The organism is Kitasatospora sp. NBC_01539, from assembly GCF_045040525.1.
Classification (GTDB): Bacteria; Actinomycetota; Actinomycetes; order Streptomycetales; family Streptomycetaceae; genus Kitasatospora.
Genome location: NZ_CP109390.1, coordinates 6,183,608 through 6,201,544, shown reverse-complemented (window position 1 = coordinate 6,201,544; position 17,937 = coordinate 6,183,608). Strand labels below are relative to the sequence as shown.

15 protein-coding genes and 1 pseudogene are annotated in these 17,937 nt (G+C 75.1%); 12 read left to right on the top strand and 4 right to left on the bottom strand.

From position 1 onward, the window contains the following. The first annotated feature begins 226 nt into the window (after nucleotides 1-226). Complete coding sequence (locus OG335_RS26855) at nucleotides 227-826, top strand: DUF3043 domain-containing protein (protein WP_405013688.1); 600 nt, start codon at nucleotides 227-229, stop codon at nucleotides 824-826. An 11-nt stretch (nucleotides 827-837) separates the two neighbouring features. Continuing rightward, nucleotides 838-1,710: a class I SAM-dependent methyltransferase gene (locus OG335_RS26850; RefSeq protein WP_405013687.1), complete on the top strand. Its 873-nt coding sequence runs from the start codon at nucleotides 838-840 to the stop codon at nucleotides 1,708-1,710. A 40-nt stretch (nucleotides 1,711-1,750) separates the two neighbouring features. Here OG335_RS26850 and OG335_RS26845 read toward each other — a convergent pair whose 3' ends face one another. Next, entirely contained in the window at nucleotides 1,751-1,951 is a 201-nt protein-coding gene (locus tag OG335_RS26845; protein WP_405013686.1) for a hypothetical protein, read from the bottom strand. Between the two features lie 97 nt (nucleotides 1,952-2,048). Here OG335_RS26845 and cobU point away from each other — a divergent pair. From cobU to OG335_RS26810, 7 genes and pseudogenes are all read left to right on the top strand, one after another. Further along, nucleotides 2,049-2,606 (top strand): annotated as a pseudogene (cobU, locus tag OG335_RS26840) (bifunctional adenosylcobinamide kinase/adenosylcobinamide-phosphate guanylyltransferase); the annotation flags it as partial. An 11-nt stretch (nucleotides 2,607-2,617) separates the two neighbouring features. Continuing rightward, nucleotides 2,618-3,742, top strand: coding sequence for a nicotinate-nucleotide--dimethylbenzimidazole phosphoribosyltransferase (locus OG335_RS26835; protein ID WP_405013685.1), 1,125 nt, complete (start codon nucleotides 2,618-2,620; stop codon nucleotides 3,740-3,742). Nucleotides 3,743-3,744: 2 nt separating this feature from the next. Then, on the top strand, nucleotides 3,745-4,515 hold the full coding sequence (locus tag OG335_RS26830) for an adenosylcobinamide-GDP ribazoletransferase (protein ID WP_405013684.1): 771 nt from the start codon (nucleotides 3,745-3,747) through the stop codon (nucleotides 4,513-4,515). Between the two features lie 263 nt (nucleotides 4,516-4,778). Beyond that, the gene (locus OG335_RS26825; RefSeq protein ID WP_405013683.1) at nucleotides 4,779-6,275 is read left to right on the top strand and encodes a leucyl aminopeptidase; all 1,497 of its coding nucleotides are present in this window, start codon (nucleotides 4,779-4,781) and stop codon (nucleotides 6,273-6,275) included. A gap of 440 nt (nucleotides 6,276-6,715) precedes the next feature. Next, a complete protein-coding gene (gene lpdA / locus OG335_RS26820) occupies nucleotides 6,716-8,104 on the top strand; it encodes a dihydrolipoyl dehydrogenase (protein WP_405013682.1) in 1,389 nt (462 codons plus the stop codon). 63 nt (nucleotides 8,105-8,167) lie between these two features. Continuing rightward, complete coding sequence (gene sucB / locus OG335_RS26815; RefSeq protein ID WP_405013681.1) at nucleotides 8,168-9,952, top strand: 2-oxoglutarate dehydrogenase, E2 component, dihydrolipoamide succinyltransferase; 1,785 nt, start codon at nucleotides 8,168-8,170, stop codon at nucleotides 9,950-9,952. A gap of 278 nt (nucleotides 9,953-10,230) precedes the next feature. Further along, nucleotides 10,231-10,746: a DUF4240 domain-containing protein gene (locus OG335_RS26810; protein ID WP_405015534.1), complete on the top strand. Its 516-nt coding sequence runs from the start codon at nucleotides 10,231-10,233 to the stop codon at nucleotides 10,744-10,746. 33 nt (nucleotides 10,747-10,779) lie between these two features. On the opposite strand, the gene OG335_RS26805 is transcribed toward OG335_RS26810, so the two are convergent. Together OG335_RS26805 and OG335_RS26800 are read right to left on the bottom strand one after the other, a co-directional pair. Beyond that, entirely contained in the window at nucleotides 10,780-11,781 is a 1,002-nt protein-coding gene (locus OG335_RS26805) for a DUF2510 domain-containing protein (protein WP_405013680.1), read from the bottom strand. 82 nt (nucleotides 11,782-11,863) lie between these two features. Continuing rightward, nucleotides 11,864-12,370 (bottom strand): GNAT family N-acetyltransferase, encoded by a 507-nt coding sequence (locus OG335_RS26800; protein WP_405013679.1) that lies wholly within the window; start codon nucleotides 12,368-12,370, stop codon nucleotides 11,864-11,866. Nucleotides 12,371-12,424: 54 nt separating this feature from the next. On the opposite strand from OG335_RS26800, the gene OG335_RS26795 reads away from it, so the two are divergent. Further along, nucleotides 12,425-13,336 (top strand): TIGR01777 family oxidoreductase, encoded by a 912-nt coding sequence (locus tag OG335_RS26795; protein WP_405013678.1) that lies wholly within the window; start codon nucleotides 12,425-12,427, stop codon nucleotides 13,334-13,336. 351 nt (nucleotides 13,337-13,687) lie between these two features. Further along, entirely contained in the window at nucleotides 13,688-15,061 is a 1,374-nt protein-coding gene (locus OG335_RS26790) for an FAD-dependent oxidoreductase (protein ID WP_405013677.1), read from the top strand. 77 nt (nucleotides 15,062-15,138) lie between these two features. Here OG335_RS26790 and OG335_RS26785 read toward each other — a convergent pair whose 3' ends face one another. Continuing rightward, nucleotides 15,139-16,806: a regulator gene (locus OG335_RS26785; protein WP_405013676.1), complete on the bottom strand. Its 1,668-nt coding sequence runs from the start codon at nucleotides 16,804-16,806 to the stop codon at nucleotides 15,139-15,141. Between the two features lie 298 nt (nucleotides 16,807-17,104). Between OG335_RS26785 and OG335_RS26780 the strand changes: the two genes are divergently transcribed. Continuing rightward, nucleotides 17,105-17,878: a 3-hydroxybutyrate dehydrogenase gene (locus OG335_RS26780; RefSeq protein ID WP_405013675.1), complete on the top strand. Its 774-nt coding sequence runs from the start codon at nucleotides 17,105-17,107 to the stop codon at nucleotides 17,876-17,878. The last annotated feature ends 59 nt before the right edge of the window (nucleotides 17,879-17,937 follow it).

Sequence of the window (17,937 nt, the reverse complement as noted above, 5' to 3'; positions counted from 1 at the left end):
AGCTGGTCGCCGCAGTGCACGAGCTGCAACAAGACTGCTACAGCGGCACACTGTCCGGCATCGTTCCTGGGGTGGACACGACCCTGAGACCATGATCCGCACGGACGGCCCGGCCCCGTACGGGAGGACTCCGCCGGACGGCGCACGGGCCGTCGGCGGGATGATCGATATCTCTTCGGGTCCGAGGGCACTCGGAAAGCGTCCGGCCAGCACGTACGCTGGGGGTGTGTTCCGACGCCGCTCTGATGAAGCCTCCTCCTCCACCGCGACCGCGCTGGCCGAGCAGGACGAGAAGACCACCCGCGACCCGCAGGCCAAGAAGGGCCGGCCCACGCCGAAGCGCAGCGAGGCCGAGGCCCACCGCCGCACCCGGGTGACCGTCCCCAAGGACCGCAAGGAAGCCTCCCGGCAGTCCCGCGAGCGCATGCGCTCCGAGCGGGAGAAGCAGCGCACCGCCCTCCTGGAGGGCGACGAGCGCTACCTGCCGGCCCGCGACAAGGGCCCCGTGCGGCGCTTCGTCCGCGACTACGTGGACTCCCGCTGGTCGCTGGCCGAGTTCTTCCTGCCGTACGCCGTGGTCGTGCTGGTGCTCAGCATCGTCCGCGTGCCCGCGCTGCAGGTGCTCTCCACCCTGCTGTTCGTCGTCTTCTTCGTCCTGGTCGTCCTCGACTTCCTGCGCCTGGGCCTCGGCCTGCGCAAGACGCTCCGGGTGCGGTTCCCCGACCAGAACACCCGCGGCGCCGTCCCGTACGGCCTGATGCGCACCCTGCAGATGCGCCGGCTGCGGCTGCCCAAGCCGCAGGTGAAGCGGGGCGAGCGGTCCTGACCGCGGAGCCGGTGCCGCCGCCCTGGGCCCTGCCGCTGCAGCAGCAGGACGGTCCCGGGCTGTACGCCCTGCCCGGGCAGGGCGCGGGCGGCCACGACCGGCTGCCCGCCCGCGGCGGGGGCGGACGGCACGCGGCCGGCCCCTGGCCCTCCCGGCAGGGCGGGCTGCACGGCCTCGTCCGGGACGACCTCGTCACCCGGCAGCTCGGCGAGCAGCTCGTCGGCCGCGTCGGTCTGCGGGTCCTCGACGTCGGCTGCGGGCAGGGCGTCCAGACGGTGCGCCTCGCCCGCGCCGGGCACCTCGTCACCGGGGTCGACCCGGACCCCGTCACGCTCGGCGCCGCCCAGGCCGCGGTCGCCGCGGAGGCGCCCGAGGTGCAGGAGCGCGTCCGGCTGATCGGCGGCGACGGCCACAGCTGCGGCCGGTGGTTCCCGCCGCGCTCCTTCGACGTCGTGCTGTGCCACGGCGCCCTGACGTACCTCGCCGACCCCGACCCGCTGCTCGCCGCGCTCGCCCGGGTGCTCGACCTCGGCGGCGTGCTGTCGCTGCTGGTCCGCAACGCGGACGCGCTGGCCATGCACCCCGGCCTCACCGGCGACTGGCGCGGCGCGCTCTCCGCCTTCGACTCCTACCGCTACACCGACCGCCACGGCGTGCCCGCCCGCGCCCACCGGCTCGCCGAGCTGACGACCACGCTCGCCGGGATCTCGGTGCCGCTGCGCGACTGGTACGGCGTGCGGGTCTTCACCGACGCCGTGCCCGACGACACCGCCCCGGTCGACGGCCGGCAGCTGGCCCAGCTGCTCGACGCCGAGGAGCGGGCCGGCCGCCAGGATCCCTACCGGCAGATCGCGGCCCTGCTCCACGTCGTCGGCGCGAAGTAGCGCCCCGCCGGACGGCTGCGCACGGCTGCGCCGCGTACGGCTACGCCTCGTGCAGGCTCATCGTGTAGATCTCCCGGCCGTCCTCGATCAGGACCGCCCGGTCGACGCCGTCCGCGAGCAGCTGCTTCCAGGTCTCACCGATCCACGACTCGGCGTCGCCCTGCCCGGGGAACTCCTCCAGCCCGTCGGGCTGCGCGACCTGTGTGCCGTCCTGCTGCTCGAAACGCCACGTCCACACCATGCCGGGCTCCTCCCACCGTCGACCTCGCTGTCGTGCGCACACTAGCGTGCCCGCGCCGCGTGCCCGCGAAGCCTGCTGCGGCAGGATGATCCGCATGGTCCCCACCCGCACCCTCCTCCTCGGCGGCGCCCGATCCGGCAAGTCCACCCGCGCCGAACGGCTCCTCGCCACCCACGACGACGTGCTGTACGTCGCCACCGGCGGCACCCGCGACGGCGACCGCGAGTGGGCCGACCGCGTACGGCTGCACCGCGAACGGCGCCCCGCCTCCTGGCGGACCGCCGAGACCTGCGCGCTGGAACCGCTGCTCGCCGACCCGGCCGACCCCGCCCCCGTCCTGATCGACTGCCTCGCGCTGTGGCTGACCTCGGTGATGGACGAGCACGACGCCTGGGACGACGACGCGTGGTTCGCCGGCGGCGAGCAGGCCGTGCAGCGGCGCTGCGACGCGCTCGCCGCGGCCTGGCGGGCCACCCGCCGCCCGGCCGTCGCGGTGAGCAACGAGGTCGGCATGGGCGTCGTGCCGGCCACGGCCGCCGGACGGCGGTTCCGCGACACCCTCGGCCGCCTCAACATGGCCGTCGCCGACGCCTCCGCGCACGTGCTGCTGGTGGTCGCCGGACAGGTACTGACCATCAAAGCCGACGCCGTGTAGCCTTCCGGACGATGGACACGACCGTGGATCTCGACATCTTCTCCTCCCTCGTGGAGCGCCCGGACGAGAGCGCCCGCAAGGCCGCCGAGGAGCACCGGCGGGAGCTCGACCTGCCACCGGGCGGCCTGGGCGCGCTGGAGGAACTCGGCGCCTGGCTCGCCGGCGTCCAGGGTGCCGCCCCGGTGCGCCCGATCGCCGCGCCCAAGGTCCTGCTGTTCGCCGGTGACCACGGGGTCGCCGCGCTCGGTGTCTCCCGGCCCGGCGCCCGCGGCACGGCGGAACGCATCCACGCCGTCCTCGACGGCACCGCCCCCGTCGCCCTGCTGGCCCGCCGCTACGGCGCCGCCGTCCGCGTGGTCGACATCGCCGTGGACGCCGACACGGACGCCTTCCCCGACGGGGTCTCCCTGCACCGCGTGCGCCGCGGCTCCGGCCGGATCGACGTCGAGGACGCCCTCACCGCCGCGGAGGCCGCGACGGCCTTCCGCGCCGGCATGGCGATCGCCGACGAGGAGGCCGACGCCGGCACCGACCTGGTGCTGCTCGGCGACATCGGCAGCGGCTCCACCACGGTCGCCGCCGTGCTGATCGGCGCCCTGTGCGGCACCGACGCGGCCGCCGTCACCGGGCGCGGCTCCGGCGTCGACGACCGGGTGTGGATGGTCAAGTGCGCGACCGTCCGCGACGCGCTGCGCCGGGCCCGCCCCGTCCTCGGCGACCAGATCGCCCTGCTCGCCGCGACCGGCGGGGCCGACTTCGCCGCCCTCACCGGCTTCCTGCTGCAGGCCGCCGTCCGCCGGCTGCCCGTGGTGCTCGACGGGGTGGTGTCCGCGGCGTGCGCCCTCGTCGCCCAGCGCATCGCCTTCCGCGCCCCCGAGTGGTGGCGGGCCGGCCAGGACAGCGGCGAGCCCGCCCAGGCCAAGGCCTACGACCGGCTCACCCTCAGCCCCCTGCAGCAGCTCGGCGTGCGCACCGGCGAGGGCACCGGCTCCCTGCTGGCGCTGCCCCTGCTGCAGGCCGCCTCCGACGCCCTCGCCGAGCCCTCCGCGGTGCCCGCCGCCGCACCGGCCGCACCGGCCGCACCGCGGCCGCCCCTGAAGCTGCCGAGCGCGGCGGAGCTGCTGGACCTGGCCTGACCGTGCAGGACGCGCTCCGCTTCGCCTTCGGCACCCTGTCGGTGCTGCACGTCCGGGTCGACCGCTGGGACCGCCCGACCGCCGGGCACGCCATGCTCGCCGCGCCCGTCGTCGGACTGGTGCTGGGCGCCTTCGCGGCCGCCGCCGGCGCCCTGACGGCCTGGCGGGCGGGCCCGCTGCCCGGCGCGGTCGCCGCCGTCGCCGCGCTCGCCGCGCTCACCCGGGGCCTGCACCTGGACGGCCTGGCCGACGTCGCCGACGGCCTCGGCAGCGGCAAGCCCGCCGAGGACGCGCTGCGCATCATGAAGCAGTCCGACATCGGGCCGTTCGGCGTCCTGACGCTCCTTCTGGTGATGCTCGGTCAGATCGCGCTGATCGCAGGGCAGTTCGGCCACTCCCCCGCGCGCGGCGCGCTCGCCGTGCTGACCGCGGCCGTCACCGCGCGCTGCGCACTCGCCTGGGGCTGCCGCCGCGGCGTGCCGGCCGCCCGGCCCGGCGGACTCGGCGCGGCGGTCGCGGGCACGGTGCCGGGCCCCGCCGCGGCCGCCGTCACCGCGGCCTGCGCCCTGCTGCTCACCGCCGCCGGACTCCCTTACGGGCGGGGCGCGTTGGCCTTCCCCGCGGCCCTGCTGGCCGGCCTGGGCTGCGCGGCGCTGCTGCTGCGGCGCTGCGTCCGCCGGTTCGAGGGTGTCACCGGTGACGTGCTCGGCGCCATGGCGGAGACCGCGGCGACCGGTTCCCTGCTCGCCCTGGCCGTCGTCGCCCCCGTCTGACCGACCGCCCGACCGCCCCGCGCACGCCCCTGACCGGCGGGGGTGACGGAGCGTTGCCACCGCCGGGGAACCGCGTCCGCCGACCGGGCCCGGCCGCCGGACGGGCCACCTGGCGCCGCGTGATCCCAACATGCGGACTACCATGCGGGGAGCACCGTAGCCCTGCGCCCCGTTTCCCCGCGGAGTATGCCGGGGTTATGCCGGTACGGCACACCCGGAGCCGTCACCGGCCATGGACCGCGAAAGAACAGGACGCATTTGCCGTGACAACACTGTCTGTGAGCACCTCCTCCGCCGCGAGCCTGCGTGCGGACGCCCTGGTGGTGGGCGTGGCCAAGGGACCCAAGGGCCCGGTGCTCGCGCCCGGCTCCGAGACCGTCGCCGAGGCGTTCGACGGCACACTGGCCGACGTCCTCGCCACCCTGGGCGCCGTCGGCGCCGAGGGTGAGGCGGTCAAGGTCCCCGCCCCCGCAGGCCTGAAGGCGCCGCTCGTCCTGGCGGTCGGCCTCGGCGAGGCGACCGAGGACGGCTACGCCCAGGAGACCCTGCGCCGCGCCGCCGGTGTCGCGGCCCGCACGCTGGCCGGCACCAAGAAGGCCGCGCTGCTGCTCCCCGCGGAGTCGGCGGCCGAGGTCGAGGCCGTCGCGCTGGGCGCCCTGCTCGGCGCGTACGCCTTCGGCACGTACAAGGGCGAGAACGGCAAGGTGCCGGTCGGCGAGCTGATCGTGGCCTCGACCCGCAAGGGCGGCAAGGACGCGAAGGCCGCCGTCGAGCGGGCCGCCGCGATCGGCGAGGAGATGAACCGCGCCCGCGACCTCGTCAACACCGCACCGAACGACCTGAACCCGAAGTCGTTCGCGACGATCGCCCAGGCCGCCGGCAAGGAGCACGGCCTCAAGGTCGAGGTGCTGGACGAGAAGGCGCTCCTCAAGGGCGGCTTCGGCGGCATCCTCGGCGTGGGCGTCGGCTCCGCCAACCCGCCGCGGCTGGTGAAGGTGGCCTACACCCACCCGAAGGCGAAGGCCACGCTGGCGTTCGTCGGCAAGGGCATCACCTACGACTCCGGCGGCATCTCGCTGAAGCCGGCGGGCCACAACGAGACCATGAAGTGCGACATGTCCGGCGCCGCCGCGGTGTTCGCCGCCGTGGTCGCCGCCAAGCGCCTCGGCCTGCAGGTCAACGTCACCGCGTGGCTCGCCCTCGCCGAGAACATGCCGTCCGGCAGCGCCACCCGCCCCGGCGACGTGCTGCGGATGTACGGCGGCAAGACCGTCGAGGTGCTCAACACCGACGCCGAGGGCCGCCTCGTGCTGGCCGACGCGATCGTCCGGGCCGGCGAGGAGAAGCCGGACGTCATCGTCGACGTGGCCACCCTCACCGGCGCCATGGTGCTGGCCCTGGGCACCCGCACCTTCGGTGTGATGTCCAACGACGACGCGCTGCGCACCCGTCTGCACGAGACCGCGGGCGCCGTCGGCGAGCAGTCCTGGCCGATGCCGCTGCCCGCGGACCTGCGCAAGGGCATGACGGAGTCGACCATCGCCGACCTCGCCAACATGGGCGAGCGGATGGGCGGCGGCCTGGTGGCCGGCCTGTTCCTCAAGGAGTTCGTGGCCGAGGGCATCGACTGGGCGCACCTCGACATCGCGGGCCCGGCCTTCAACGAGGGCGGCCCGTTCGGCTACACCCCCAAGGGCGGCACGGCGAGCGCGGTCCGCACCCTGGTGCGGTACGCGGAGGACGTCGCGGCCGGCGCCTGACGGCCGGAGTGTTCGCGGGGAGGGGTCCGGTGCCGGTCGGCACCGGACCCCTCCGGCGTTTTTCGCATTACCGGTCGGTAATACCAGGATGAGAACGCCGCGCGCGACCACCTGCGTGGTGTTCGCCACATTCCGCGCGGTGTTCGCCGCGGGCGAAACTCCGTTCCGCAGAGCGGAACCAGCCCGGCACACAGCCGCTCCCCCACCGGCTCTCGCTTCGAGGGGCACCGCTGTGAGCTGCGACGATACCCACCCAACCGGGCCAACCGGACACCCCGCGGCAAGCCGCCCGTGGACGCTGGGGCAGCCCCGGACACCAGTCGCCGCGAACAAGTGCAAAGATGTATTTCCGGCACGACTGGGCGCCTTACAAAGGCTTCCCGCACCACCGGACCGCGACCGGCCCGGCGAACCGCACCCCTTTGCATGGAGGACGTGACGTGGCGAACGACGCCAGCACCGTTTTCGACGTAGTCATTCTCGGAGGCGGAAGCGGCGGTTACGCCGCGGCGCTTCGCGCCGCCCAGCTGGGTCTGAGCGTCGCACTGATCGAGAAGGGTGAGCTCGGCGGCACCTGCCTGCACCGCGGCTGCATCCCGACCAAGGCCCTGCTGCACGCGGCCGAGGTCGCCGACGAGACCCGCGAGGCCGCCGAGTTCGGTGTCCTCGCGACGTTCCAGGGCATCGACATCAAGGGCGTCCACAGGTACAAGGACGACGTCGTCAGCGGCCTCTACAAGGGCCTGCAGGGCCTGGTCGCCTCCCGCAAGGTCACCTTCGTCCAGGGCGAGGGCCGGCTCTCCTCGCCGACCTCGGTGGACGTCGACGGCCGGCGCATCGAGGGCCGCCACATCGTGCTGGCCACCGGCTCCGTCCCCAAGTCGCTGCCGGGCCTGACCATCGACGGCGACCGGGTCATCTCCTCGGACCACGCCCTCAAGCTCGACTACATCCCGAAGTCCGCCGTGATCCTGGGCGGCGGCGTGATCGGCGTGGAGTTCGCGTCGGTCTGGAAGTCCTTCGGCGTCGACGTCACCATCGTCGAGGGCCTGCCGCACCTGGTGCCGCTGGAGGACGACAACTCCTCCAAGCTGCTGGAGCGCGCCTTCCGCAAGCGCGGCATCAAGTTCGAGCTGAAGGCCCGCTTCTCGGGCGTGGAGTACACCGAGAACGGTGTCCGCGTCTCCACCGAGAACGGCAAGCAGATCGACGCCGACCTGCTGCTCGTCGCCATCGGCCGCGGCCCCGTCTCGGCCGGCCTGGGCTACGAGGAGCAGGGCATCGCGATGGACCGCGGCTACGTCCTGGTCGACGAGTACCTGCGCACCAACGTGCCGACCGTCTCCGCCGTCGGCGACCTCGTGCCGACCCTGCAGCTCGCCCACGTCGGCTTCGCCGAGGGCATGCTCGTCGCCGAGCGCCTGGCCGGCCTGAAGACCGTCCCGATCGACTACGACGGCATCCCGCGGGTGACGTACTCCAACCCCGAGGTCGCCTCCGTGGGCCTCTCGGAGGCCAAGGCCGTCGAGCAGTACGGCAAGGACAAGATCGTCACGCTCAAGTACAACCTCGCCGGGAACGGCAAGAGCAAGATCCTCAAGACCGCCGGCGAGATCAAGCTCGTCCAGGTCAGGGACGGCGCCGTCGTGGGTGTCCACATGGTCGGCGCCCGCATGGGCGAGCAGGTCGGCGAAGCCCAGCTGATCTACAACTGGGAGGCGCTGCCCGCCGAGGTCGCGCAGCTCATCCACGCGCACCCCAGCCAGTCCGAGGCCCTCGGCGAGGCACACCTCGCACTGGCCGGCAAGCCGCTGCACGCGCACGACTGATCCGCGGGCCCCCCGCAGTCCATCCATTCCCGAACGCAAGACTTGATAGGAGTCGCTGACACCATGGCGGTCTCAGTAACACTGCCCGCACTGGGCGAGAGCGTGACCGAGGGCACCGTCACCCGCTGGCTGAAGGCCGAGGGTGAGCGCGTGGAGGTCGACGAGCCGCTGCTCGAGGTCTCCACCGACAAGGTCGACACCGAGATCCCGGCCCCCGTCGCCGGCATCCTCGCCTCGATCAAGGTCGGCGAGGACGAGACGGTCGAGGTCGGCGCCGAACTCGCCGTCATCGACGACGGCACCGGCACCCCCACCGCCGAACCCGCCGCCGAACCCGCCCCCGCCGCGGAAACCGCACCGGCAGCCCCCGCCGCCGAGGCCCCCGCCGCACCGGCCGCCCCCGCCCCCGTCACGGAAGCCGCCCCGGCCGCCCCCGCCGGTGACGCCACCCCCGTGGTGCTCCCCGCGCTCGGCGAGTCGGTCACCGAGGGCACCGTCACCCGCTGGCTGAAGGCCGAGGGTGACAGTGTCGAGGTCGACGAGCCGCTGCTGGAGGTCTCCACCGACAAGGTCGACACCGAGATCCCGTCGCCGGTCGCCGGCACGCTCGTGAAGATCCTCGTCGGCGAGGACGAGACCGCCGAGGTCGGCGCCCAGCTCGCGCTGATCGGCGCCGCAGGTGCCGTCGCCGCCGCCCCGGCACCCGCCGCCGCCCCGGCCCCGGTCGCTGCCCCGGCTCCGGCTCCGGCTCCGGCTCCGGTCGCTGCTCCGGCTCCGGTCGCCGCCCCGGCTGCTCCCGCTCCGGTCGCGGCCGCACCGGCTCCGGTCGCCGCTCCGGCTCCGGCCCCCGTGGCCGCTCCGGCCCCCGCCGCCCCCGCTCCGGCGCCCGCGCCGGTCGCGGCCGCCCCGGCCCCGGCCGCCGCGGCCGACAACGGCGACGCCTACGTGACCCCGCTGGTCCGCAAGCTCGCCGCCGAGCACGGCGTGGCCCTGTCGTCCGTCACCGGCAGCGGTGTCGGCGGCCGGATCCGCAAGCAGGACGTCATCGCCGCCGCCGAGGCCGCGAAGGCCGCCGCCGCCGCTCCGGCCCCCGTGGCCGCCGCGCCGAAGGCCGCCGCCGCGTCCCCGCTGCGTGGCCAGACGGTCAAGATGAGCCGCATGCGCAAGGTCATCGGCGACAACATGCTGAAGGCCCTGCACGAGCAGGCCCAGCTGACCAGCGTGGTCGAGGTGGACATCACCAAGATCATGGCGCTGCGCGGCAAGGCCAAGGAGTCCTTCCTGGCCCGCGAGGGCGTGAAGCTGTCCCCGATGCCGTTCTTCGTCAAGGCCGCGGCCCAGGCGCTGAAGAGCAACCCGGTGGTCAACGCCCGCATCAACGAGGCCGAGGGCACCATCACCTACTTCGACACCGAGAACATCGGTATCGCGGTGGACTCCGAGAAGGGTCTGATGACCCCGGTCATCAAGGGTGCGGGCGACCTCAACATCGCGGGCATCTCGAAGAAGACCGCGGAGCTGGCCGGCAAGGTGCGCGGCAGCAAGATCACTCCGGACGAGCTGTCCGGCGCGACCTTCACCATCAGCAACACCGGCTCGCGCGGCGCGCTCTTCGACACCGTCATCGTGCCGCCGAACCAGGTCGCGATCCTGGGCATCGGCGCCACCGTGAAGCGCCCGGTCGTCATCGAGGCCGAGGGCGGCACCGCCATCGGCATCCGTGACATGACCTACCTCTCGCTCTCCTACGACCACCGCCTGGTGGACGGCGCCGACGCCGCCCGCTACCTGGTGGCGGTCAAGGAGATCCTGGAGGCCGGCGAGTTCGAGGTCGAACTCGGCCTGTAAGGACCCGCTGCGGGCCCCACGGCCCGCAGCACCGCAGCACTCAGTACGGCGGACGCCCGCCCCGGACCACCGGGGCGGGCGTCCGCCGTTCCGCGGCACCGGCCCCGCCACAGCCGCCACCGCCACCGCGACCGCCACCGTCACCACCACCGCGACCGTCCGGACGGGGTGCGGGCCCCGCTGCGGGGCGCGCCGGTCGTACTGTCCGACGGTTGCCCCCCGGTCCCGTCCGTGTGTCGCATGCATCGGATGGGGTGAGCGTGGATGCTGGAGCAGTGATGTACGAGACGGACTTCTGGCAGCTGATCGACGAGACCCGGGCCACCGCCGACGGCGACCCGGACGAGCAGGCCGACGCGCTGGTCGACCGGCTGGTGCAGCTCACCCCCGACGACGTCATCGACTTCGCGCGACTGTTCGAGGCGCGGTTCCAGCGGGCCTTCACGACCGAGCTGTGGGGCGCGGCGCACCTGTTGCTCGGCGGCGCCTCGGAGGAGGACTTCGACTTCTTCCGCTGCTGGCTGATCGGCCAGGGCCGCGAGGTCTACGAGCACGCGGTGCACCACCCCGACGAGCTGGCGGACCTCCTGCCGGACTTCGACGAGGAGGACGACGGCGACGCCGAGGACCTCGGCTACGCCGCCGACGAGGCGCACGAGCAGCTGACCGGCATGCCCCTGCCGGACCTCGACCTGCCGCCGCAGGACGGCCCGGAGGGCCCGCCGCTGGACTTCGAGGACGACGACGTCATGGCGAAGTACCTCCCGCAGCTGTGGGAGCGGTTCGGCCGGTGACCGCCCCGGGCCCGCGGCCCGGGGCGGCGGCGGTCAGGCGGTGCTGCCGGCCGTGAGCGGGCGGATGCCGGCCACGATCTGGTCGAGCACGGCGGCCTTGGGCGCCAGGCTGTCGTCGTCGACCCCGCCGTGCATCAGCACGAAGCCGCTGCCCTTCGGGTCCGGCACGGCGATCATGAGGACGTAGCCCTTGGCGCCGGACGTGGGTGTGACGTACCAGCGCACCGCGTAGCCGGTGGCACCGGCGACGGTGACCGGGCCGGTGCTCACCTCCTCGTGGGCGGTGAGGTCACCGAAGATCCGCGGGGCGTAGTCGGCCATGGCGGCCCGGGCGAGGGAGCCCGCGTCGGTGCCCGGCACGGAGTCCTTCTCGATGGAGAACTGCCCGCGGATGCACTGCGTCTCCAGACCGCAGTCGTACGGGCCGGTGACCTCGTACAGTGAGCTGGCGCCGCTGGAGGTGTGGATCGTCCAGGCGGTGGGCCGCGGAACGCGCCAGCCGTGCGTGACGTCCGTGAGGGTGCCGCCGCCGAGCGCGGGCGTACTGGCCCGCGGGCTCGGGCTCGTCCGCGGCGCGGTGGGGCTGCTGCCCGGCGCGGTGGGGGCGGTCGGCGAGGGCAGCGGCGGGACGACGACCGGGTCGTCGTCCCCGGAGAGCACCACGACGACGCCGACGAGGACGGCCAGGGCGAGGACACCCGCCGCGATGCCGATGATCAGGCCGTTGCGGTTCCCGGCCGGGGGCACCGCCGACGGGTAGGCGTACTGCGGGACGCCCTGCTGCTGCGGGAAGCCCTGGTGCTGCGGGTAGCCGTACGGCTGCTGCTGCTCCGGGTAGCCGTACCCGGCGGACGGCTGCACGGCCGGGCCCTGCCAGGCCTGGGTCGGCGCGTCGGCGATCTGCGCGGGCGCCACGGGCTGGGTGGCCCGGACCTCGGCCGTCCAGACGCTGCCGTCCCACCAGCGCTCCTGTGCGGCGCCGCCCGGTCCGGGCTCCGGGACGGGGTACCAGCCGGGGGGTGTCGAAGTGCTCACGGCCGTACGGTACCGGTCCGCGGGTGGGGGCGGGCAGGGGAGGCGAGGTCACGACTTGGACCGGCCGCGCCGTGACGGCGGGTCAGGTCGTGAGGCTGCGGCCCATCAGCACGTCGTCGACGTACGTACCGTCGAGCAGGAACTCCTCGGGCAGGACGCCTTCGACGCGGAACCCGCAGGCCTCGTAGAGCCGCCGGGCGGGGGTGTTGTGGCCGAGCACGCGCAGGGTGATCCGGCGGGCGCCCGCGGCCCGCACGGCCTCGCAGACCGCCTCGACGAGGGCCCGGCCGACGCCGCGTCCGCGGGCCTCGCGGGCCACCGCGAGGCCCTGGATCTGCCGGACGTGCCGGTTGGCCTCCAGCGGCGTCGCCGGGACGTTCCTGACGTACCCCACGATGCCGCCCGCGAGTTCCGCCACCAGGTACTGGTCGGGGGTGTGGCGCTCGTCGAAGAGGTCGCGCACCGCGGGCGGCCGCGGGGAGACGTCGGAGAGCGTCGACCAGGCGGCGCGGTCGAGCGCGGCGAGCGGGGCGTCGTCCCCGGTGCGGGCCGTACGGATCGTCAGGTCGTTCGGTGCCATGGCCGACATGCTAGGACCGGTCGGCTGCCGGCCTCACGGGCGGGGGCCTGCGAGGATGGGCGGATGCGTATCGCGGTGACAGGTTCCACGGGTCTGATCGGTTCGGCGCTCGTCCGCTCGCTGCTCGCGGACGGGCACGAGGTGGTGCGGCTGGTGCGGCGGCGCAGCCGGGTCGGACCGCAGGCGGACGGCACCGTCGGGGTGGGCTGGAACCCGCACCTGCTGCAGGTGGACGCGGCCGGGCTGGAGGGCGCGGACGCGGTCGTGCACCTGGCCGGGGCGGGCGTCGGCGACCGGCGCTGGACGCAGGCGTACAAGCGGGAGATCCGGGACAGCCGGGTGCTCGGCACGGAGACGGTGGCCGGGGCGCTGGCGAAGCTGAAGCGGCCGCCGGCGGTGCTGGTGAGCGCGTCCGCCGTCGGGTTCTACGGGCAGACCGGCAGTCTGGAGATCGACGAGGACTCCCCGGCGGGCGACGACTTCCTCGCCCGGGTGTGCGTGGAGTGGGAGGCTGCCGCCCGGCCCGCGGCGGACGCGGGGATCCGGGTGGTGCACCCCCGTACGGGCCTGGTGCTGTCGGCGGCGGGCGGCGCGGCCGGCCGGATGCTGCCGCTGTTCCGGCTGGGGCTGGGCGGGCGGCTCGGCTCGGGCGGGCAGTACTGGAGCATCATCGCGCTGGCGGACGAGGTGGCGGCCCTGCGGTTCCTGATCGACCGCCGGGAGATGTCCGGGCCGGTGAACCTGACCGGTCCGGCGCCGGTGACGAACGCCGAGCTGACGGAGGCGCTGGGCCGCGTGCTGGGCCGGCCGACGGCGCTGGCGGTGCCGTCGTTCGCGCTGAAGGCGGCGCTGGGCGAGATGGCGGTGGAGGTGGCGGGCAGTCACCGGGTGGTGCCGGCGCGGCTGCTGGCGGCCGGCTTCCGGTTCCGGTACCCGGACGTGGACTCGGCGGTGCGGGCCGCGCTGGAGGACTGAGAGGCTCCGCTTCCGGGTATCCCCCCGGACAGGCGGTGCCGTGCGGGCCGCGGCACCGGGGGCGCACGGGTGCAGAGGCAGGGCGCGCCGTGCGCTGTCCGGCAAGGCGGTGCGTGGCGCTGTCGGCGGATCGCCGCTGGTCCGGCGGGCACGGTCGGTGACCGGGCCCTCGCAGGGCGCGACCGCGTGTGCGCGCCTGGGCGATTGGGTCGACCTCTGCGGTCTGATGACCACACTGACGGGGCATCAGGTTGTCGGACCGTATCCCGGCACCCGCTGCCCGCCTCGGCCGGACGCACCCGGGCCGGTCGCGTGCGGGCCCGGAGGCCGTCGTCAGGGAGGGAGCACCCCGTGCCCGCTTACGACTTCACCCGTCGCAGCCGCCCGCCGTCCGACCCGGACGTCGTGGTGGTCGGTGCCGGGCTCGCCGGGCTGGCCGCCGCCCGCGCACTCACCGCCCAGGGCCTCGACGTCCAGGTGCTGGAGGCCGCACCGCACATCGGCGGCCGCGCGGCCACGGACGAGCTGGACGGATTCCGGCTCGGCCACGGCGTCCACCTGCTCAACACGGACCACCCCGAACCGGCCCGCCGCCTCGACCTCGACCGGCTCGACCTGTGCCCGCTCGCCCCCGGCGTCCTCGTGCACGCCGCCGGTCGCCGTCAGCGGATCGGCGTGCCCCCCGCACCCACCCGGCAGACCGCCGCCCGCGGCGCCCTCACGGGCGGCCTGGGCCACGGGCTCGGCAGCAGCCTCGCCGGACCGCTCAACGGACCGCTCGGCAGCCCCCTCGACCGGGCCCGGCTCTCCTCCGCGCTCGGCCGGCTCGCCGCGACCCCGGTGCCCCGGCTGCTGGCCCGGCCCGAGACCGGCGCGGGCAGGGCCTTCACCGACCGCGGCCTCGCCACCCGCACCGTGGAGGGCTTCCTCCGCCCGCTGCTCGGCGCCCTGCTGGCCGACCGCTCGCTGACCACCAGCAGCAGGGTCGCCGACCTCGCGCTGCGCTCGTACGCCCGGGGACGGCTCTGCCTCCCCGCGGCGGGCCCGGGGGCGGTGCCGGCGCAGCTCGCAGAGGGCCTGCCGGCCGGCAGCGTGCGGCTGGGCACCGAGGTGACCGCCGTGTCGACGGACGGCGTGCAGACCGCCCGGCACGGCCGGATCACCGCCCGGGCCGTCGTGCTGGCCTGCGACGCCCGCGCCGCCGCCACCCTGCTGCCCGGCCTGCGGCTGCCCGGCTTCCACCCCGTCACGACGTACTTCCACGTCGCGGACCGCTCACCGCTCGGGGAGCCCGCGCTGCTGCTCGACGCCGACCGCTCCGGGGTCGCGCACTCGCTCGTGCTCAGCGACGTGCACGCCTCGTACGCCCCGGCCGGGCGGGCGCTGATCGCCACCACCGTGCTCGGCAGGCGCGGCTACGGCGCGGGCGGGCCGGCCGGCTTCGAGCCCGCGGTGCGGCGCCGGCTCGCGGAGCTGTACGGCACCTCCACCACGGGCTGGGACTTCCTGGCGGTGCGGCACTCCCCGGACGCCGTGCCGGCGATGCCCGCCCCGCACCACTTCCGCCGGTCCGTCCGGCTGCTCGCGGGGCTGTACGTCTGCGGGGACCACCGCGACACCAGCAGCGTGCAGGGCGCGCTGGTCTCCGGGCGGCGGGCCGCCCGGGCGGTGCTGCGCGACCTGGGGCTCGACACGTCCGCCGGGGCCGCCGAGGTCGCGGCGTAGGGCCCCGCCCCCGGCGGTGCGGTCCCGCGGTCTCCGGCCCGGTCGGGCCGGAGACCGCGGGACCGTGCGAGGACCCGTCAGATCACCCCCGCCTGCCGGGCGGCCTCCTCGAAGGCGCGGACGGCGGGGGTGGCCCGGTACGGCGTGAGGCGGCGGTGGAAGTCGCGGAGGTACTCCACGGTGCGGGCGGAGCGCATCTCCCCGGCCGCGCGCAGCGACTCGCCGGCCATGGTGCACGACTCCTCCAGCTCGCCCATGCCGAGCCGGGCGGTGGCCAGCACCAGGCGGCACAGGATGCGGCTGCGGGCGTACGCGGGCGCCCGCAGCCGCAGCGACTTCTCGGCGTGCTGCGCGGCGGGCCGCCACTGCTGGAGGTCGCGGTAGCAGTGCGCGAACTCGTCGGCGAGCTGGGCCTCGTCGAAGTGCCGGGACCAGGACGGCGCCTCGTCGCCGGGGCGGGCCGCGGCCAGCGCGCGTTCGCAGCGGACGAGGGCCGTGGTGCAGGCCCGGACGTCGCCGAGCAGGGCGTGGCCGCGGGCCTCGGCGGCGTGCATCAGGGCCTGCACGACGGGCGCCGCGGAGGTGCCGACGCCCTGCTGGGCGACCCGGGCGAGCTGGATGGCCTCGCGGCCGTGCCCGAGGTGAACGGCCTGCTGGCTCATCGTGGTGAGGACGAAGCCGCCGAGCACCCGGTCGCCGGCCGCCTGGGAGAGGCGCAGCGACTGCACGAAGTACCGCTGGGCGAGGCCGTGGGCGGCGATGTCGAACGACGTCCAGCCGGCCAGCCGGGTGAGGTCGGCGACCGCGCCGAACAGCGCGCGGCCGATCTGCTCGCCGTAGCGGCCGCGCAGCATGGGCTCGGCCTCGCTCTCCAGGTACCGCACCAGGGCCTGGCGGGCGTGGCCGCCGCCGTAGGCGTGGTCGAGGGCGCGGAAGAGGTCGCCGACGGCGCGGATGGCCGCGATGTCTCCGCGCCCGACCCGGACGGCGGGGCGGTGGTCGCGGCCGCCCGTGGAGGTCTCGCCGCCGTCCGGGGCGGCGGGCAGCGGGCGGCGGGCCTGCTGCGGCACCCGGCCGGCGGCCGGGCGGGCGCCCGGGGGTGCGGTCCGGCCGGCGGCTGCCGCGGGCCGGACGACCGCGAGCTCCTCGGGGGGCATGGTGGTGGCGTCGCGGGCGACCCGTTCGTCGGTTCGGCCGATCAGCCAGTCGCGGCTGGGCACGACGAGGCCGGCCGGGGTGAAGGCGATCTTGCGGAGTTCGGCGTACGGGCCGTTGTCCTTGCGCCACATGGAGGCGACGATGTCGACGGCCTCCTGCGGGGTCTCGGCGAACTCCAGCCCGGCGTAGACCGGGGCGCAGGCGTCGAGGCCGACGTCCTGGGCGGTGAGCCGGCGGCCGAGGCGCCGGGTGAACACCTCGGCGATGAGGGCCGGAGTGGCGCCGCGCGGCTGCTGGCCGCGCAGCCAGCGGGTCACGGAGGTCTTGTCGTAGCGCAGGTCGAGGCCGTGTTCGAGGCCGAGTTGGTCGACCCGCCGGGCGAGTCCGGCGTGCGAGAAGCCGGACTCCTCGATCAGTGCGGCGAGCTGGGGGTTCTGCGTGCGGTGGTGGGCTCCGGCGCCGGACCCCGTGGGGGGGTCGTCGTCCTCGTCGGGAACGTGCGGAGGGGCCCCGGCCTGCACTTCGTGCGGGTCGAGCGCATCGAGCGGTCCGAACGCCGGGCTGTCGGTCACAGGCTGTTGGGGCATATCAGTCAACACCTCTCGAGCGCCGCACCGGTCCCCCCGGTGCTGGGGCGGCGCCCCCTGTCGGGAATCGGCGTGACAGTAGCGAGCATTCGGGCGCTATGGGCCGATTCGGGCAGGCAATCCTCCGAACGGGTGACGTAAGGGCGCCCGTTCCGGGGAAGCAGGCGCACAGCGGGTTTGGCCCGCACCCCCATCGCGCCCCGGCTGCCTCCATGGAGCCGGACACCATGCCCCGGCGTGGCCCTGTGGCGACGGCACACATAGGAGTGCGGGCCGCGGATTCCTACCGTTCTCGGCCATGGACACCACTTCAGCCACGGCCCCGCGGCGGCCGCTCGACGGCCGGACGGCCCTGGTCACCGGCGCCGCGTCCGGCATCGGCCGGGCCTGTGCCGAGGCCTTCGCCGCGGCCGGCGCCAAGGTCTACGTCGTCGACGTCGCCGCCGGGCCCGCCGAGGAGCTCGCGGCGCGGATCGGCGGTGTCGCCACCGTCGCCGACCTCTCCGACCCGGGTGCCGTGGACGCCCTGCCGGACGACGCCGACATCGTGGTCAACAACGCCGGCCTGCAGCACGTCGCCCCGCTGCACGAGTTCCCCACCGACCGATTCACCCTCATCCAGCGGGTCATGGTCGAAGCGCCGTTCCGGATCATCCGGCGCACCCTGCCGCACATGTACGAACGCGAGTGGGGCCGCATCATCAACATCTCCTCCGTGCACGGGCTGCGCGCCAGCGCCTTCAAGTCGGCGTACGTCACCGCCAAGCACGGCCTGGAGGGGCTCAGCAAGACCGCCGCCCTGGAGGGCGCGCCCCACGGCGTGACCAGCAACTGCATCAACCCCGGCTACGTGCGCACCGCCCTCGTCGAGCGGCAGATCGCCGCGCAGGCCCTGGCCCACGGCATCCGGGAGGACGAGGTGGTCGAGCAGATCATGCTCGACCGCACCGCCGTGAAGCGGCTGATCGAACCCGAGGAGGTCGCCCAGTTCGCCCTCTGGCTGTGCTCCCCCTCGGCCTCCTACATCACGGGCGCCAGCCTTCCCCTGGACGGCGGCTGGACCGCACACTGACCACCGCGGCGCCCGACCCCTGCCACTCCCCCGCCCGTCCCCGCCCCGAGAACAAGGTG

Excerpts from the sequence above, each read along its gene's own strand:
- OG335_RS26845 (WP_405013686.1), bottom strand. The coding sequence starts at position 1,951 with ATGGTGTGGACGTGGCGTTTCGAGCAGCAGGACGGCACACAGGTCGCG.
- OG335_RS26835 (WP_405013685.1), top strand. The coding sequence starts at position 2,618 with ATGGACACGACCGTGGATCTCGACATCTTCTCCTCCCTCGTGGAGCGC.
- sucB (WP_405013681.1), top strand. The coding sequence starts at position 8,168 with ATGGCGGTCTCAGTAACACTGCCCGCACTGGGCGAGAGCGTGACCGAG.
- OG335_RS26810 (WP_405015534.1), top strand. The coding sequence starts at position 10,231 with ATGTACGAGACGGACTTCTGGCAGCTGATCGACGAGACCCGGGCCACC.
- OG335_RS26800 (WP_405013679.1), bottom strand. The coding sequence starts at position 12,370 with ATGTCGGCCATGGCACCGAACGACCTGACGATCCGTACGGCCCGCACC.
- OG335_RS26795 (WP_405013678.1), top strand. The coding sequence starts at position 12,425 with ATGCGTATCGCGGTGACAGGTTCCACGGGTCTGATCGGTTCGGCGCTC.
- OG335_RS26785 (WP_405013676.1), bottom strand. The coding sequence starts at position 16,806 with ATGCCCCAACAGCCTGTGACCGACAGCCCGGCGTTCGGACCGCTCGAT.
- OG335_RS26780 (WP_405013675.1), top strand. The coding sequence starts at position 17,105 with ATGGACACCACTTCAGCCACGGCCCCGCGGCGGCCGCTCGACGGCCGG.